Origin of the sequence: Virgibacillus xinjiangensis, from assembly GCF_042643145.1 — a bacterium.
Taxonomy (GTDB): Bacteria; Bacillota; Bacilli; order Bacillales; family Amphibacillaceae; genus Virgibacillus_O; species Virgibacillus_O xinjiangensis.
On the sequence record NZ_JBHRSA010000005.1, the window covers coordinates 1 to 17,084 of the forward strand.

The window sequence follows — 17,084 nt, forward strand, 5'->3', positions numbered from 1 at the left end:
TGTAACCAAGAATTGATGTGATCCATTCTTTTTTTTACACTTTTACACAATTATACGGACTTAATCGGTATCAGCAGGAGGCGCAGGAAATCAGCGAGAGAACTGCGATATCAGCAGGAGGCGCCGGAAATCGGCGGGAGAGCTGCGGTATCAGCGGGAGGCACCGGATATCCGCGGGAGCACTGTGATATCAGCAGGAGGCACCGGATAACCGCGGGAGCACTGTGATATCAGCAGGAGGCGCGGGGAATCGGCAGGAGAGCTGGCATATCAGCAGGAGGCGCGGGAAATCGGCGGGAGAGCTGGCATATCAGCAGGAGGCGCCGGAAATCAGCGGTAGAGCTGGCATATCAGCAGGAGACGCATGTAATCCGCGGGAGAGCTGGCTTATCAGCGGGAGGCACCGGAAATCGGCAGGAGAGCGGCCATATCAGCAATACCATCCTTTTTCATATAACCTTTACCTATCACTTTTAATAAATATAATCAATTTGTTTAATAACCCTCTCTCTTATACAATGAAGATAAGTCATAAATTTCTGTATATAGTCTGCGAGAAGAAAAGGGATGGACTGCCAGCATCTTGTCCGACTTTAGGGAAGTGGGGGTCATTTATGAGCTATATCAGTCTTGTCTTTTTGGAGGTCATCGTGCCGCTTTTGCTATTGTTGCTCGTAGGGGCACTGCTGCAAAGAAAGTTCCACTTTCAGCTGAGGCCGATCGCAACTTTCCTCACGTACTGTTTCATGCCAGCGGCTGTTTTCTTGAATATTTACCAGGTGGAATTCAATGGTCAATTGCTGGGTCAGTTAGTATTCTATTTGCTGTTGTTTTCCTCAAGTTTAATACTTTTAAGTACTTTTTTATCAAAGGCACTCAAGTTTGAGGGGGAAGAGCGGACGGCCTTGAAAAACAGCATTTCCCTGATGAACTCCGGGAATTACGGGCTGCCGGTCAGCCAGTTGATTTTCAGTGCGAATCCGTTAGGTGTTTCTGTGCAAATCATAATGCTTGTCTTTCAAAATTTGCTTACCTATACGTATGGGTTATATAATTTGATATCTGCGTCGAAGTCGGCCATGGATATAGTGAAGTCACTCCTCCGGCTGCCGATTATCCATGCATTGCTCTTGGGTATGGTCTTTCAGTTTTTCCAAATCCCGCTGCCAACTTTTGTCCTCATTCCATTAGAACAGCTTGCCGCCGGCTTTGCTCCCTTGGCACTGCTCCTGTTAGGTGCGCAGCTTGCCGCGATCCGGTTCACATCATTTCACCGGGTTATTGGCTGGAGTATGCTGGGGAGGCTGATCGGAGGGCCGGCGTTTGCGCTGCTATTCATCTTCATGCTGGGGATTGATGGGGTCATTGCACAGTCATTGCTCATTGCGAGTTCATTCCCTACTTCCAGGAACACCGCCACCCTCGCACTCGAATACCAGGTCGCACCCGAATTGCATGCCCAAATCGTCCTGTACTCCACCCTCCTCAGTAGCATTACGGTGACTTTAGTTATTTATCTGTCGATGCAATTGTTTTGAATGCTGGCCCATGTGCTAAATATATTTTCATATGGGGTGATTCTTTGAATAGATGGTCTCTATTATTCACAGTGGCGGTTTTCACTTTCATTGGGGCATGTTCCTCGGAACCTATCGTATTTCCCCGATAAAAAAACACCCTTCTAAAAGAGTGTCGTAGCAACCAGCTTACTCGCCTAATTGTTTGATCTGATCAATCGTATCGGTGATTTCCCTTAACGCTTGGAATATTTCTGTATTTTCGATGACAGAGGGGTCCAGTTTACCATTTTCCATGTTGTTCAAGTACACATCGATTCCTTCGAGTGCTTGCTCGTTGCGATCCACTACTTCCTGATGGAGGTCTGCTCCGATGGACGGTTCTTCCAGCTCGTTGAATTCCATTATATTCTGCTTCATATCTTCCAGGCGTGTTTCTAATTCTTTTGCGGCCTGCTCATCGGTTGCAGCCTGTTCAGCCAATGACGGAACCTCATTTACAAACGTGCTTACTTCATTGGTATATTCTGTAGCCTCATCGGCGTAATCCAAGGTGTTATTGATCCCTTCCACCATGGAACAACCGCCGAGGAAGACCGTGACGGACAGCAAAAATGCGATAGCTGTTGTTTTCAATGACAACCCTCCTAATCACTCGTATTCTTACACCTTTTATTATAGCATGCATGTATAGCCCCCCTTTTTGGGCAATGTCTCTTGTTCAATCAGAACCGCGGTACGAAGTGCAATCGCATGGATAGACAAAAACATGATAGGTATTAATTTTTATGGTTGAATAGAACCTATAATTCAATCATACATACAGGGGGAACGAATCATGCAGATTAGAGAAATAGAGGAAAAAGACAACCGTGCAATCGAGCAAATCATTAAACGCTCGTTGGAATCATTCGGCTTGGATATACCAGGGACCGCGTATTTTGATCCCCAGCTCAGCAATCTGGCACAGTTTTACAACCAACAGCCCGGTGCAAAATATTGGGTGGCAATGGATGAACAGGATGAGGTGATAGGCGGAGTGGGTATTGCACCGTTCGGCGATCACCCGGGTGTGTGCGAGCTGCAGAAGCTGTACATTACCCCGGAAGCTCAAGGAATGGGGCTCTCGAGGGAGCTGGTGGCTGTGGCACTCGACTTTGCCAAGAATCACTATACCTATTGCTACTTGGAGACATTGGAGAAGCTCCAAGTGGCCAATCTCCTATACAGCAAATTAGGTTTCCGACCGCTTGAAAGGCCACTGGATGGCTCGGACCATAACGTCATGGACGCTTGGTATATAAAAGAATTATAGAAGAAGTCCAGCAGTGCAACCATCGATCGGTTGGACTGCTTTTTCATTGGTTTCCCGGCCACCCAGTATCCTGCCTCACCACACCTCGATCCCCATCACTGCAACCTATGAAAATGTATAAAAAGAACCTCCCCCTTTCGTTTGTTAAGTCTATGTAAAGATTTGCGATTCCTGTTGAACAGAAGAAACGGCCATTCTATAATTCTGGTATCGAAAGTTGTTATCGGTTTTCGATAATGATGTTTTTCATAAGGGAGGCTTGGACTTGAATAATAAAGTATTAAGGAAACTGTTTCTAGGTTTTATACATATCCATATTCTGCATCACGCCAAAGAAGAAGCCATATATGGATCATGGATGTTGGAGGAGCTGCATGAGCATGGCTATGATATGAGCGCCGGGACCCTGTATCCCATCCTTCACCAAATGGAGGAAGATGGACTGCTGCAGCGGGAGGATGTCAATGTCGAAGGGAAAATCAGGAAGTATTACCGGATTACAGAAAAAGGAGATACTGTTCTGCAGGAAGCCCGGGCCAAGGCTTATGAACTTTTCAAGGAAATTTATTGATAAGGGGTGAATGAATTGAGTCAAAACCAGAAGAAAAATAAATTGCAGATCCTGTTGGAGATCTTGTTAACTTCCACGAAGCTTGGACTGACCTCATTTGGCGGTCCTGTCGCACACCTTGGCTACTTCAAGGATGAATATATCGACCGCCGCAAGTGGCTGACCGATAAGACCTATGCCGATCTGATTGCGTTATGCCAATTCCTTCCGGGGCCGGCCAGCAGTCAGGTGGGAATTTCCATTGGTATCCTGCGTGGCGGGATTCTTGGCGGAATCATATCCTTTTTAGGATTCACGCTTCCTTCCGTGATTGTCCTCGTTATTTTCGCATTGCTGTACCAAAACTTCACATTGGGTGACGCGGAGTTCATCCATAGCTTGAAAGTGGTGGCGGCAGCTGTTGTCTTGCATGCCCTCATCGGCTTGGGCAGGAAGCTGACGCCGGATAAGAGCAGGCTGGCGATTGCGATTGCAGCCGCATTGATCATGTTATTGTATCCATCCGCATGGATCCAGATTCTGGTCATCCTCGCTGCCGGTATGATCGGGTTGAAATTGTTCCAGGATCGAGCGGAATCGAATATCGAACCATTCGCTGTCAACATCTCGAAAAGGACGGGAATCATTTCGCTGTCCATCCTCGGGGCCTCCCTGATCTCGCTGCCGATGATTGCTAGTGCTGTCAACAATTCGCTGCTCCATCTGTTCGATACCTTCTTCCGGGTAGGTTCTTTGGTCTTCGGTGGCGGCCATGTTGTGTTGCCGATGATCGAAAGGGAGCTGGTTCCACAGGGACTACTGTCTGCGGATGAATTCCTGGCCGGGTACGGGATGGCGCAGGCTGTACCAGGTCCATTATTCACCTTTTCCAGTTACCTCGGAACGATGATCGATGGGATAGGCGGTGCCGTAGTTGCTACGATTGCGATTTTCTTGCCATCCTTCCTGCTGATCATCGGCGCATTGCCTTTCCTAAGTGAATTGCGCAAGCGCGCTTCCTTCCAAGGTATTCTGATGGGAGTGAACGCCAGTGTCGTTGGCATCCTGTTGGCCGCTTTCTATGACCCGGTCATCAAGAGCTCCATTCTCAGTGGTTCGGATTTTGCCTTGGGTCTGATCCTGTTTGCCCTATTGAATGTCTGGAAAGTCCCAGCATGGCTGATTGTGATTTTGGGTGTGGTCGGTGGATATATCCTGACCTTCTTAGGCTTTTAACGGTATGAAAATGTTTGCCCTTATCGTAGGATAGGGGCATTATTTTTTAGAAACGGCATATAGTGGCGGAGGGGAACAGCAGAGGGGGAATGTCATGCATCCTCGATATGTCAGTGGCACAGCACCTGTTCACATAAGGTCGACGTTGGATCTCCTGCGTAATGGCGGGCTGATTTTATACGCCAGGCATGCAGAGCGATCATCGGGGAAGACCAGCCCGGTCTTGACTTTTACGACTGTAGAACGCAAAGGAACTTATCTGAGGAAGGGAAAAGGCAGGCAGTCGCTTATGGAGACGCTTTACGGCGGCTGCGGGTCCCTATTGAATATCCCATTCTCGCGAGCCCTTTCTGCAGAACGGTGGAGACGGCTGGATTGGCTTTCGGGACATCGAACGTGCAAGTGGATCCGTTCTGGGTGGACATCTATCGGTTAAGCTACCAACTGCCCCTGGATGAACAGGACCGGATTTTGGCTGGCCTCCAATCCAGGCTGGAAGTGCCGCCAACCGGAAACCGAGTGATCATCGCCCATAGCTTCCCGGCCGGAATGGGATTGGGGAGGATTCCTGATATGGGAACGGTCGTCATTCAGCCATATGGGGAGGGGATGGGCTATCAGGTGATCGATCGACTGGGCCTGGAAGAACTCCGTACACTGAATGCTGATGGCGGGTGATGGAGTTTATAACGGAAAAACGATAAACTCACGCATACTATAGAATCAAACAACAGCAGGAATACTGGATCATAAAGGTTGAGCCCTCATCGATGACGATGGGGGCCTTCTAATGTTCGCCAATCACTCCTACAGCAGCCACACGGCAAACATCTCATTCGGCACAAAAATAATATGAAAATTTTGAACAAATAAATATAAATTGATAGAATGAATAGAATAGTAGTCTCTGAGGGAGAAGAAGGTGTCTAGATGAAAAATTGGCGTAAAAGCAGGGGGCTGTTTTTATCGTCCGTGGCAACAGGAGCGATGTTGAATCCGCTTAATTCCTCCATGATCGCCTTGGCGATTCCTGCGATACAGAAGGATTTTGGCCTGTCTTTTCTGACGGTGTCTTGGGTCATTTCTTCCTTTTACCTGGCGAGCGCGGTAACGCAGCCCATAGCTGGAAGGCTTGGTGATTTGATCGGCAGAAGGAAAATGTTTCTGGGAGGACTCCTATTGGTCGCTGTCTCGGCGATGGGTGCGCCTTTAGCGCCAGTGTTTGCGGTGCTGATCATCATGCGATTATTTCAAGCAATCGGCAGCGGAGCCATTTATCCTGCGGGCATCGGGATGCTCCGTGACCATATTCAGGAAAGGCAAGGATCTGCGCTTGGGTTCATTTCGTTGACGATGGCTGCGATGGCAGCACTCGGGCCTACAATCGGCGGGTTCCTCATCGCCTGGGGAGATTGGCCGGCCATCTTTCTCATCAATATACCGGTTCTTCTGGTATGCTTTTTCTTAGGATGGTTCGTCTTGCCAAAAGATGAAGTGCGCAAGAAATTGACGATGCAGGAATTAATCCGAAAAATGGATCTGGTTGGAGTCGTTTTGTTTTCGGTCGGGGTGGTCGGTCTTCTTGTGTTTCTATTATCCCTTGAACGAACGGTGAATATTGCGGCAGGGATGATCGGTGTGATCTCCTTCTTATTATTTATCTGGCATGAGTTGAGAACCAGGATTCCTTTCATCGATATTCGATTATTCCGTTCGAATCGCAAGTTGACCTTGGTGTATTTGCAATATATTGTCCTGAATTTCATCTATTACAGCTTATTCTTGGGATTGCCGAGCTATTTTCAAAACGGCCCGAATTTAAGTGTAGGGGACAGTGGCTTGCTGATGCTGTTGGTGACCGGAATGGGAATCGTCACGGCACCGCTGATTGGCCGCTGGATTGATAAATCAGGTGTCAATATCCCGATTTTGACGGGGAACTCATTGATCGTCCTCGGTGCCCTATTACTGTGGATATTCTTTGGTCATGCACCGCTTCTCGTCACCGTGCTGATCATCTCGCTGATTGCAGCGGGATGCAGTTTTGGCAATGTCACCTTGCAAGCGGCCATGCTTGAAGCAAGCCCGGCCGAGATTGTGGGAGTGTCGACAGGATTGTATCAAACATGCCGGCATTTCGGCTCGATTCTTGCTGCCGTATCCCTTGGCCTGATATTCGGCCCACAGTTCAATCCCGAGCACTTCACCACCTTGATCATGGTCATGACGGTGGCAGGTATTATCGTTGTGCTACTGGGTATGATGTATACAGCAATCAAACCTGAACCGGCAAAAGCGACCGAACTTATCCAACATCATTAAACCGCTTTATGATCTAACCAGCTATTCAATAGAACGAAAACGGGAGGAAATGATATGACAGAGATGACGAAGGAACTGACAACCGAACAACGGGAAGAACTGATCCAGACGCTGAAGGCCCGGTTTGAGAAAAACATGGACAGGCATGAGGGGCTGGAATGGGAGAAAGTACAGGCCAAGCTTGAAGCGGCTCCGGAAAAAATGGCATCACTTTATAATATGGAAGAAACTGGCGGGGAACCGGATGTTGTCGGGTATGACGAACAGGCCGGTGCCTATATTTTTTATGATTGTTGTGCGGAAAGCCCTAAAGGTCGCCGCAAGGTTTGCTATGACCGGCAGGCACAGGAGTCGAGGAAGAAGAACAAACCGGAAAACAATGCAGAAGACATGGCGACATCCATGGGCGTCGAGCTGTTGACCGAGGAACAATACCGCAAGCTGCAGCAGCTTGGCGAGTTTGACAAGAAGACATCGAGCTGGGTGCAGACACCTGCTAATATCCGGAAACTTGGTGGTGCCCTCTTTTGTGATCGCCGCTATGACACGGTCTTTTTGTACCATAATGGAGCGGAATCCTACTATAGTGCCAGGGGATTCCGTGGATCGCTGAGGGTGTGAGCCTTTGGCGATGGGAAACAGCATATCATCTGAAAAACCTCCGTATCGCAAATGATATGGAGGTTTTTTGTACAGATGAATCGCTTGAAAAAGTACTGGGCATCCCTATAAAACGGGGAACAAAGCCAATTCCGGATATGGTATAATCGACTTGAAATGTTACCCAAATGATTAGCTTATTCAAAGGAAAGAGGAGAGTAATAACGTGGGATTTGGCTTCCGTAAAAGTGTGAATCTTGGCGGCGGAGTAAGGATGAATTTCAGCAAAAAAGGTGTGGGGCTCAGTGCTGGGACCAAGGGCGCAAGAGTAAGTGCAGGGCCCAGTGGATCCAGAGCGAGAGTGTCCGTACCGGGGACAGGTATATATTATAATCAAAAATTAGGAGCTTCGAAAACATCGACAAGGAGTTCCGCATATACAGAGCAACAACGGCAGAAGCAGCTGGAAAAAGAACAGCAGCTGGAGTTGGCACAAAATGAAGTGCAGGCGTTTGAGGACCATTTGGAATATTTGACCTCGATGCATAAAGAGGCGACAGAGGATTTCGATTGGCATCATATCATCGCAACCCCACCATTTGCCGACGGGGAAGTGGGACCCAATGAACAGGAAGCAATCGGAAATCTAGAGAACTATCAACCTACATTTCTGGAAAAGCTGTTCAGACGGACAGAAGCCCGCAAGAACGTGTTGAGAGAAGAAATAAAACAGGCGGCAGAAGAAGATCATCAATTACGTGAAAACTGGGAAAAACTGAAACAGCTGGGTGAACAGGTGATCGCAGGGGACGTCAACGCTTATCAAACCGTATTGGACGATCTGGCGCCATTTGAGGATATGAAAGATTTGGGAAGTGACTTCGACTATGAATTCCCACATGCAAATACGGTGGAATTCCGTCTGTACGTCCATTCCGAGAAGGTCATTCCAGAAAAAGAGCTTTCCCTGACCAAAACGGGGAAAGTTTCCCGGAAGAAAATGACGAAAACAAATTTCTATGCCCTTTATCAAGATTATGTCGCCAGCTGCGTATTGAGAATTGCAAGGGAGCTCTTTGCCTTGCTGCCGGTGGAACATGTCTATATCCATGCCATCGGCGAAATATTCGACTCCAGTATTGGCAAAGATGTAGAAGGCACCGTACTGTCGGCGCGGATTGACCGGGAGACATTGAACGAGCTGAATTTGGACCGCATCGACTGTTCTGATTCACTGGTCAACTTCGAACACAACATGAAGTTCAGGAAAACAAAGGGATTTGCCTTTGTCGATCCATTGGTGGCAAACGAGTGAGGTTTTCATGTGAGAGTCATCGTTTTTCATAAATGTTCGGATTGGCTGCGTATGATCGATAAAATGGAGGAGTGCAAAACGTAAGTGGCTCCGTTCAGAAGTAGAAAATTAAAAATAACAAGTGTTTTAGCAAACGAATCAGCATATCCATTCGTTTGCTTCTTTTTATTGTGTGGAAAAGGATGATCAAGCTTTGACATTAAAAACTGAAGGTATCGTACCATCTGTTATTATTTTTCCGTTCATCCGCTTATTTTTTCCATCATTATTCTAATTCCAAGGAATATAATGAAAGATGGGAGGGATGACGGTTATGATTCTAAAAATGATAGACTTAAGTTTAATGGCTGAACACTTGCCTGTTCATAAAGCTGAAATGGATAAATTATCCTCGTATATCTGTAGCATTCAAGACCCAGAGATCAAGCAGATAGCGACAGAGCAATACATGATTATGCAAAATCATGTAAAAGTCATGGTTGCTCTTATGAATCCGGCTCATAATAAAACCGTCGGAATCAGTGACTTACACAAATGGGAACCTGTCCAGTTAAACTGTCAACATATCTCTTTAGGTATGAGCCGGGAGAATATTCTAATAGAGCTTAAGACTTCTGCTCAAACGATGGCTAATAAAAATTTCAATTCAGGATTAAGGATGAAAGCTGAAAATGTCCGTAATATTCATATTCATATGGCGCTACAGCAAATGATGGTCCTCGATCGGTATATTGCATTAACAAATAAATTCCTCAAAGATACAGCTCCGGAGAGTTCGCCACAAGAGCAGATAGAAACTTTTCAAACATTTAAAAACATGTTTAACCTGTAAAGCTTACGTGTCATTCACGACTACATAAACAGTCCCGATCGGTTCTCCGAGAGAAAGAGATTGGGAGAAGTTAATCATTAAGCTTGGCTCCGTGACTTCCACTTTGCTTTTTTCAATTTCCAGCTACCTGCCAGTTACCCGACAGTGTAATATTTAACCCCTTCTTTATCGGAAGGGGTTTTGTTGCGGCTTGGACCTATTTCAAGTGGGGCCGTTTGAAGGCGAAAGATTCGGAAGCGGAGGACACCCGTGGTTTTCTTAAAAGGGTCTATTTTTCAACAAGTCATTGTTCTTCAGGATGCACACTAGGTGATGCATTCGGTGTACCGATTGTTTCGCTAGCAGGCTTAACCATTCTAGGCACCACTTTATTTGCGCATTATGCAGTACAATTTACCCTGGCGTACCTATTCGGGATTTTATTTCAGTTTTTTGCCATCTATCCAATGAATAAGGATGCTGGTGTAATTAAGAACTTAAAAAAGGTATTAAAGAAGAAATGTAAAGGAGGTTCCCAGCATCAATAGGAGCCTTCTTTTTACATTAACCATATATTGGTCTCCATCTGATGGTAATCCAAGGTGTGTCGGCTGTTGGAACCAACAATCCCAGATTCCCAGTACGAGTTCTAAAGTTAATGCACAGAATCTGATTTGTTATCAATATGCAGGGTGCCATCTTTTTGCACCTCGGCATAGAAGACGTCTGAAATGGATTGGACACCAGATACTTTCAATTGCTCCTCCAGCCAATCCTGATTGAGATTCAACTTTTCCAAATTGGAACGGATGACTCTGCCGTCAGAGATGACCTCTGTGGAAGAAGGATATAGAGAAGGCGCTGCTGGAATCGCCATATCGGATTTAGTGGCAGATTGGTATGGTTGTTTTTTCTCGACAGACAGTTTGCCGCTGGTTTCAAAAATGGCGGTCTCCACTTCAGCAAGGGAAAAGATATTCTTCTGTCTTAATAAAGCTGTCAAAGCATCCACATCCAGGCGGACGTTCTGCAGCTCGTCCTCCATGATCTGTCCTTGTTTAATGACTATCCGAGGTTGTCCTTCAATGGCTACGCGCGCCTTTTTCGAATTAATATCTATGAAGCCGAGGATGATTGTAATGGCACTCCAACCGGCAAGGGCAATCAATCCGTTTCGTACACTTAGGCTGGAGTCAATTGCAAGTGAGGCCCCGATGGTGCCAATGGCTATACCGGAAACGAAATTGAAGAAGGTCATTTGCGAGATTTCTTTTCTTCCCATCAGTCTGGTCAAAATCAGCAAGGTGACGAAAGCAAGCAGAATTCGAAGCAGCAGTTCTAGTATTGTCATGTAGTTTATACTCCTCCATTGAATTGTTTTTAAAAGTTCTTGCCTTTTCGGAAAGCTTATATACCTTTCCTTTATCGAGTATATTTGGGAGGAAGTGAATGAAGACATATGAAGAGAGGTTACTAAAAGTACGGAATAATGTTGGTGGAATCATGGGGGATAAATACTTTTCCGACTCTGAAATGACAAATGGATGTTAAATAATCCGACATAAAAGCCGATACGGAATCTATCCAATGGATCACATCCATAAAGAGGGTGGATAATGCCACTGCTTCAGCCTTAAAGTACGAAGCAGTGCTTTTTTTAGAAACGATCATACCTCATCTTTTTTGCTGGTTGATTTCTTCTGTTAAGTATTTGACCTGTTTTTCTAATTCACTTATTTTATCGTCGTTTTTGTTACTTTCACTTTTTGTTTTCTGCAGTTCCTCTAGAGCAAGGACCGCTGCGTATGTCGAAATGGCATCCCCTAATGTAGATAGTAATCCCCCGAGTATAGCTAGTTTTGCAGTAGTTAATTCATTATTTGAAGAGGCATTACTACCTTTATTTGTATTAGAACTCATCAGATTAAAATTGTCGTTTGGCATCTAATAACCCTCCATTCGAAATAATGGCTTATGGCTAAATAAAGAATATCCACTGTATGGAAAAGCGGAATATCATAGATGAAGATATACTCAATACGTAATCTAGTGCCAATTGATCTTGGGGGATATGCCTGCATCTGTGCATTCTTTCTATGGTATGAAGAGGCGATTAGTTCCGTGTATATCGTGTGGGGATAATGAGGGGAAACTAAAATATTGCTCTCATTTTGCCATGAGAAGCAATCCTCTTGGATATTTTATGGAGGAAAGCAGACACTTGTTAATTTAGATGAGGCGATGACTTTAAGATTTTAACATTACAGCCAGTTTTCAGAAGCGTTAACCTGCCATCCACACACGAATTAAATGCCAAATACACCGTGTTAGCAGCGACCCGTTTGCTAAATAAAGACCGTCGTATTAACGATCTTCCTATTGTGTTAAAGCTACCCGTTAATTGGACAAGAATTTCTCTAGTTGTACTTTTATGTAGCAATCATATTATTGTGCCTTGGAGGAATTGCATTCATGTATGGAGGAATATCTAATAGAGGACGGTCCCACCCAATATTTGGTGGCAGTCTTTTTCATAGTGGGTTTTACTAGTGTCTTTGGGAAGTATATAATGAGAAAGCAAAGAAAATTAGATAGGAAGTGCCTATGAATAAACGTAATAACTTTGGGTATAAAACGCAAAAGAAACGTAATCAATCAAATAAACCATATGGGAAAAAGCGCTCAGCGCTGGCTACTCAAAAGGGCAACAAAATACAAGGTAAGCACTCGACGATAAATAAGCATCGGGGTAATAAGAAAAAGGAAACCTTAGAGGTGACCTGCACAGGCCTATCCAATGAGGGGAAAGGAATTGTCCAATGGGAAGGTAAGCAGCTGGAGATAGAACATCTTTTGCCAGGTGAAACAGCTGAGATTACTATGTCAACAAGTGGGCGATATGTTAATTCGGAATTGAAGCGGATAATAACCCCGTCTAAAGACAGGGTTAGGCCAATATGCTCGTACTATTATGATTGCGGGGGATGTCAGCTGCAGCATATGAACGAACAGGCTCAAAAGCGTTTCAAGCAGGATACGATAAATAAGTTGATGAAACCATTCGGTAAACCGGACCCCATCTTAACCATGGATCATCCGTATGATTACCGGAACAAGAGCCATACAACATTTGGTTTGAATAGGGAACGGCAGATTATTGGTGGGCTATACGCCCAGAACAGTCATCAGCTTATTTCCATGGATCGGTGTCTCATTCACGATCCAAAAGCGGACGAAATCTGGAAAACTATTAAGGACATGATGAAGTCTTTTAAAATGCAACCATTCAATGAAGATACTGGACGAGGCTTTCTGCGTCACGTACTGGTGAAGGTCGGCAAGGTTAGTGGTGAGATCATGGTGGTGCTGGTTGTAGCTTCACCTATCTTTAAAGGTAAAAATAATTTCGTGAAAGCTCTTAGGAAGGCTCACCCAGAGATTACGACCATCCTCATGAACGTGAATAATCGAGATACGAGCATGGTTCTAGGTAATCAGGAAAAAGTGTTGTTTGGTAAAGGAACGATAACAGATACCCTTTGTGGAATGAAGTTTGACATTTCCGCGAAATCCTTTTATCAGATTAATCCAGTCCAGACGGAAAAGTTGTATTCAACGGCTATTGAAATGGCCCAGTTAACTGGAAAGGAAACCGTAATCGATGCGTACTGCGGAATCGGGACGATCGGTCTGATTGCAAGCCAAAAAGCTGGCAAGGTTATTGGGGTAGAGTTGAATAAAGATGCTGTCCGAGACGCAATCCATAATTCAAAGTGCAATGGCGTGAAAAATGCTCGTTTCTATCAAGGAGATGCTGGGAAATTCATGGTGGAGATGGCAGCACGTGGTCAAAAAGCGGATGTAGTAATTATGGATCCGCCACGAGCCGGGAGTGATGAAGCTTTCTTGTCTAGTGTAGTAAAGCTTAAGCCAAAGCGCGTTGTATACGTGTCATGTAATCCTGTGACACAGGCCCGGGATATGAAATATTTAGTTCAAAATGGATATGAGGTTAAAGATATTCAGCCAGTGGATATGTTTCCGCAGACGGTACATGTGGAATGCGTGTCACAGATAGTTTTACGTGATAAGAATTAATCGAAAAGGATTGAATACCTGTACTTAATGATTGGTGTACCATCCTTTTTCACATCAATCTGTTCAACGAGGTAATGTAACATTTCGTTCGTTACCTCCTCGAATGGAAAGAAGCGATGGAGTAATTTTCTCGCTTTTTCAATTTCTTTGGGGAAATCGTTATCTTGGAGTGTAGCTTTCAGCTTGCTCCTTTTTACATTTAATTTATTTATTCTGGGTTTCAACAGCAACTTCACGATACTCCTCATGGCTATAAACGCTTTTTTGCATGTAAAGCAATTTTTCGTAAAGACTCTGAAAGGTCATTAATTTCTGCTTCGTTTAAACCTTCAAATAACAGCTTCTCAATTGAACTCCCATACTCATAAATTTCCCGTGATTGGCTCAACTTTATCAGTAAGCTCAATAATACGTGAGCGGTTATCAGCTGGATTTGTAATACGCCGAATGAATCCCTTTTCCTCTAAACGGGAAAGTAGTACACTCACTGTCGGATTCGTTAAGTTTAGCGAAAGCTCAATATGCTGCACTTGCCGATCTCTTTCCTGATGCAAGAAAAGAATGACGTTTGTTTGACAATAACGGAAGTGCTCATCCTATAAGGATAGGGGCAGGTTAATGGAGGAAGGGATTACATATAATTTGTTGAATCATATATAAAAGGTATCAAAATGTCAAAATGATAAGTGGGGGTATGATTGTATGATTCTTGGTTTACATCACGCTCAGATAACTATTCCAAAAGGTGCTGAAGAAGAGGGGAAAAGTTTTTATTGTAGGCTTCTCGGTCTACCTGAGATAGAAAAACCCGAATCACTAAAGGGACGTGGGGGATTTTGGTTAAAAGTCGGAGATAGACATGTACATATAGGTACCGAGGATGGTTTTGATCGGTTAAAAACAAAAGCTCATTTGGCTTATCAAGTAGAAGATATATCATAATGGAGAAATTTGTTGGAAAAAAATAGTATACAGATAATTGAAGGGGTACCAATACCAGTTTTTGAACGTTTTGAGTTCAGAGACCCATTCGGAAACAGAGTGGAAATGATACAAGAGTCAGGGTTTTAAAATCTTTATTTATTACATCGAGCAATGTTGTGAAGGATTACACTTACTATTTGGTGCGTTACCACAACAACGGAAGTGCTCATCCTTTAAGGATAGGAGCAGGTTAGTTGAAGAAAGGATGTTGTACTTTGAGAAAGGTCGAAGTATAGGGAAAAATGGCCTTTAATGTTTGCGGAAGAAGTTGAAAAACTTAAACTGATTTTTGGAAACGAAATGATTGATATCCATCATATTGGGAGTACTTCAGTTCCAGGGCTAAAAGCTAAACCAGTATTAGACATAATGCCTGTCGTTAGAGACATTGACCTCGTTGACAAATATAACCAGGAGATGAAGGACATTGGATATGAACCTAAAGGTGAGAATCGAATACCTGGACGAAGATACTTTCAAAAAGGTGGAGACGATCGCTCTCATCACGTACATATTTATCAGGCAGGAAGTGAGGAAATAAAAAGACATATAGCTTTTCGGGATTATCTGAGTAGTCATCCAAGTATGAAGAAGAGATACGGTGAGTTAAAAGAGAGGCTGGCACAACAATTTCCCTATGATATTGAATCGTACATAAATGGTAAGGAACATCTTGTTAGAGAAATAGAAGTAAAAGCGATGAACTGGTATAAAAGACACTAGGAATGATTCTGTTAGTGCTTATTAATTACTGTAAGTTTTATTGAACTAACGGATGGCAAGAGTTCAAAAGCCGATTATCGTCTTGCTTATATCAAAATTGAAATTTCCCTATGAATATTAAGGCAGGTTAGCAGAACGGAGGTAATTATGATTATAACAGGAAAGAAAATTGGATTTTTTGTAGGCTGGTTAGCATTTTTAGCTTCGATATTCGGGGTTATCAGTAATGTATGGTTGGAAATGGAATATTCGTATGTAGCAATTGGGACAGGGCTTTTGTCGAGCTTTATATTATTGGTATTATGTTCAAACGAAAATAAAAATAATGATAATGGGCAGAAGGGTGAAATCTAATAGTTCTTCTTCAGCTATATGATGCTTTTCTTCAATAAAGATAAGTGTTTTTTGTTGAAGAAAAGCACCAGCTATTTTAAAAGGATTCTATGATGAAATTAAAAATTACTACATTTGTTCTAATAGGTGGACTAGTGGGAGCATTGACAGATGGAATAATGATAGGGGTAGGTGCATCTGCACTTGTTTTTATAGCTTATCAACTTGAAAAATATACTGATGAGATGATGAAGGGTTAAATTTAATAGATTGTTCATCAAAAGGGCAGCATTAGTTATAGACCAAGTCATTAAATGATAAAGCGCAGAGGATTGCTGAAACCTCTGCGTTTTTCTATGTGATTTTAATGGCAATTCCATTAATTGATTTTCTTCGGATGTCAGGGAATGGCCAGTGGCATCTTTCAGATCTCGAAAGCATTTTTGATATACATTGATGGAGTCTGGTTTGTAACTTTTTTGAAAATGCGATTGAAATAAGAGCTGCTGTTGAATCCGGACATAGTGGCCACCTCCAGGATATTGGCATTGCCCTCTTGAAAAAGCAGTTTGGCATGATTGATGCGATGGATGTGGATATAGTCCATCACCGTAACAGTTGTTTCCTGCTTGAATTTCCGTGACAGGTGGGAGGGATGCACGTGAAACTGCTCGGCCATTTGCTGCAAGGTGATTTGCTGGGCAAAATTCTCCATGATATAGGATGCCACTTGTTTTGTCAGACCTGAATAGGTGTTTGTGGAAAAATTGTTTACAGCTTCTGTGTACTCATATAGCTGTTCAACTGCCAGTTTTTTATCCAAGTACTCCACGGATTCTGCCCGTTCAATCAGTAACGCATACTTTTCCGAAATGTAATGAAGTAAAAGAGGGGGAAGTCCGCCATTTTTGGCCGCAATCCGGTAGAAGGTATTTCGGATAATCAGTCCATTTTTGCGATCTCGGAGTGGATTGGAAGGAATGCGGGAAACTTTGGTATGGTTCATGGTGCTGGTCTGGTCTTCAAAAATTTTCTTTGCCTCGCCTACATTTCCCGTTTGAATAATATGCATCACTTTCTCTTCCAACCGATAACGGTATTCAATTGCTTCCTTCTGTGAGTTTGCATATTCCGACATATGTTCCATCATAAAGCCCCTCTTTTTTCTAACATTTCCCGCCTCCTTTTATTATACAGGAACTTCAACTTGAGCGAATGTTAAAATCGTACAATTTCCTGCTAAAAATGTAGATGATGGCAAGCACCATCCAGGTTATAAT

The 17,084-nt window shown here is 43.8% G+C and carries 18 protein-coding genes and 3 pseudogenes; 16 read left to right on the top strand and 5 right to left on the bottom strand.

The genetic code is table 11. The features are described 5' to 3' along the window. Positions 1–614: 614 nt before the first annotated feature. Positions 615–1,538 (top strand): AEC family transporter, encoded by a 924-nt coding sequence (locus ACFOGI_RS02755; RefSeq protein ID WP_390268197.1) that lies wholly within the window; start codon positions 615–617, stop codon positions 1,536–1,538. Positions 1,539–1,706: 168 nt separating this feature from the next. Here the strand turns inward: ACFOGI_RS02755 and ACFOGI_RS02760 are convergent, their stop codons facing one another. Beyond that, positions 1,707–2,153, bottom strand: coding sequence for a DUF6376 family protein (locus ACFOGI_RS02760; RefSeq protein ID WP_390268079.1), 447 nt, complete (start codon positions 2,151–2,153; stop codon positions 1,707–1,709). A 202-nt stretch (positions 2,154–2,355) separates the two neighbouring features. Between ACFOGI_RS02760 and ACFOGI_RS02765 the strand changes: the two genes are divergently transcribed. The 10 genes and pseudogenes from ACFOGI_RS02765 to ACFOGI_RS02810 all read left to right on the top strand — a co-directional run bounded on the left by ACFOGI_RS02765 (position 2,356) and on the right by ACFOGI_RS02810 (position 10,214). Then, positions 2,356–2,832, top strand: coding sequence for a GNAT family N-acetyltransferase (locus tag ACFOGI_RS02765; protein WP_390268082.1), 477 nt, complete (start codon positions 2,356–2,358; stop codon positions 2,830–2,832). Between the two features lie 265 nt (positions 2,833–3,097). Further along, entirely contained in the window at positions 3,098–3,403 is a 306-nt protein-coding gene (locus tag ACFOGI_RS02770; protein ID WP_390268085.1) for a PadR family transcriptional regulator, read from the top strand. Between the two features lie 15 nt (positions 3,404–3,418). Next, the gene (chrA, locus tag ACFOGI_RS02775) at positions 3,419–4,618 is read left to right on the top strand and encodes a chromate efflux transporter (RefSeq protein WP_390268088.1); all 1,200 of its coding nucleotides are present in this window, start codon (positions 3,419–3,421) and stop codon (positions 4,616–4,618) included. Between the two features lie 201 nt (positions 4,619–4,819). Further along, a pseudogene (locus ACFOGI_RS02780) lies at positions 4,820–4,963 on the top strand (histidine phosphatase family protein); the annotation flags it as partial. Between the two features lie 30 nt (positions 4,964–4,993). After that, positions 4,994–5,296 (top strand): hypothetical protein, encoded by a 303-nt coding sequence (locus ACFOGI_RS02785; RefSeq protein WP_390268091.1) that lies wholly within the window; start codon positions 4,994–4,996, stop codon positions 5,294–5,296. Positions 5,297–5,548: 252 nt separating this feature from the next. After that, positions 5,549–6,940 carry an MFS transporter gene (locus ACFOGI_RS02790; RefSeq protein ID WP_390268094.1) on the top strand — a complete coding sequence of 464 codons (1,392 nt, stop codon included), beginning with the start codon at positions 5,549–5,551 and terminating at the stop codon, positions 6,938–6,940. A gap of 54 nt (positions 6,941–6,994) precedes the next feature. Further along, positions 6,995–7,561 carry a DUF4256 domain-containing protein gene (locus tag ACFOGI_RS02795; RefSeq protein ID WP_390268097.1) on the top strand — a complete coding sequence of 189 codons (567 nt, stop codon included), beginning with the start codon at positions 6,995–6,997 and terminating at the stop codon, positions 7,559–7,561. A 205-nt stretch (positions 7,562–7,766) separates the two neighbouring features. After that, positions 7,767–8,855, top strand: a complete 1,089-nt coding sequence (locus tag ACFOGI_RS02800; RefSeq protein ID WP_390268099.1) for a DUF4236 domain-containing protein — start codon at positions 7,767–7,769, stop codon at positions 8,853–8,855. A gap of 313 nt (positions 8,856–9,168) precedes the next feature. Next, the gene (locus ACFOGI_RS02805; RefSeq protein ID WP_390268102.1) at positions 9,169–9,687 is read left to right on the top strand and encodes a hypothetical protein; all 519 of its coding nucleotides are present in this window, start codon (positions 9,169–9,171) and stop codon (positions 9,685–9,687) included. A gap of 215 nt (positions 9,688–9,902) precedes the next feature. Then, positions 9,903–10,214 (top strand): DUF4396 domain-containing protein, encoded by a 312-nt coding sequence (locus ACFOGI_RS02810; RefSeq protein ID WP_390268105.1) that lies wholly within the window; start codon positions 9,903–9,905, stop codon positions 10,212–10,214. Positions 10,215–10,321: 107 nt separating this feature from the next. Here ACFOGI_RS02810 and ACFOGI_RS02815 read toward each other — a convergent pair whose 3' ends face one another. Continuing rightward, entirely contained in the window at positions 10,322–11,017 is a 696-nt protein-coding gene (locus ACFOGI_RS02815) for a YetF domain-containing protein (RefSeq protein ID WP_390268108.1), read from the bottom strand. A gap of 323 nt (positions 11,018–11,340) precedes the next feature. Then, a complete protein-coding gene (locus ACFOGI_RS02820; RefSeq protein ID WP_390268111.1) occupies positions 11,341–11,610 on the bottom strand; it encodes a hypothetical protein in 270 nt (89 codons plus the stop codon). Between the two features lie 660 nt (positions 11,611–12,270). Between ACFOGI_RS02820 and rlmD the strand changes: the two genes are divergently transcribed. Continuing rightward, positions 12,271–13,764 carry a 23S rRNA (uracil(1939)-C(5))-methyltransferase RlmD gene (gene rlmD / locus ACFOGI_RS02825; protein ID WP_390268114.1) on the top strand — a complete coding sequence of 498 codons (1,494 nt, stop codon included), beginning with the start codon at positions 12,271–12,273 and terminating at the stop codon, positions 13,762–13,764. A gap of 362 nt (positions 13,765–14,126) precedes the next feature. Here rlmD and ACFOGI_RS02830 read toward each other — a convergent pair whose 3' ends face one another. After that, positions 14,127–14,327: a MarR family winged helix-turn-helix transcriptional regulator gene (locus ACFOGI_RS02830; RefSeq protein WP_390268200.1), complete on the bottom strand. Its 201-nt coding sequence runs from the start codon at positions 14,325–14,327 to the stop codon at positions 14,127–14,129. A gap of 139 nt (positions 14,328–14,466) precedes the next feature. Between ACFOGI_RS02830 and ACFOGI_RS02835 the strand changes: the two are divergent. The 4 genes and pseudogenes from ACFOGI_RS02835 to ACFOGI_RS02850 all read left to right on the top strand — a co-directional run bounded on the left by ACFOGI_RS02835 (position 14,467) and on the right by ACFOGI_RS02850 (position 16,064). Next, positions 14,467–14,835 (top strand): annotated as a pseudogene (locus ACFOGI_RS02835) (VOC family protein). A gap of 144 nt (positions 14,836–14,979) precedes the next feature. Further along, a pseudogene (locus ACFOGI_RS02840) lies at positions 14,980–15,471 on the top strand (GrpB family protein); the annotation flags it as partial. A 147-nt stretch (positions 15,472–15,618) separates the two neighbouring features. Next, a complete protein-coding gene (locus ACFOGI_RS02845) occupies positions 15,619–15,825 on the top strand; it encodes a hypothetical protein (RefSeq protein WP_390268117.1) in 207 nt (68 codons plus the stop codon). Between the two features lie 92 nt (positions 15,826–15,917). Then, complete coding sequence (locus ACFOGI_RS02850; RefSeq protein ID WP_390268120.1) at positions 15,918–16,064, top strand: hypothetical protein; 147 nt, start codon at positions 15,918–15,920, stop codon at positions 16,062–16,064. Positions 16,065–16,228: 164 nt separating this feature from the next. On the opposite strand, the gene ACFOGI_RS02855 is transcribed toward ACFOGI_RS02850, so the two are convergent. Next, the gene (locus tag ACFOGI_RS02855; RefSeq protein ID WP_390268123.1) at positions 16,229–16,954 is read right to left on the bottom strand and encodes a helix-turn-helix transcriptional regulator; all 726 of its coding nucleotides are present in this window, start codon (positions 16,952–16,954) and stop codon (positions 16,229–16,231) included. Positions 16,955–17,084 lie beyond the last annotated feature (130 nt).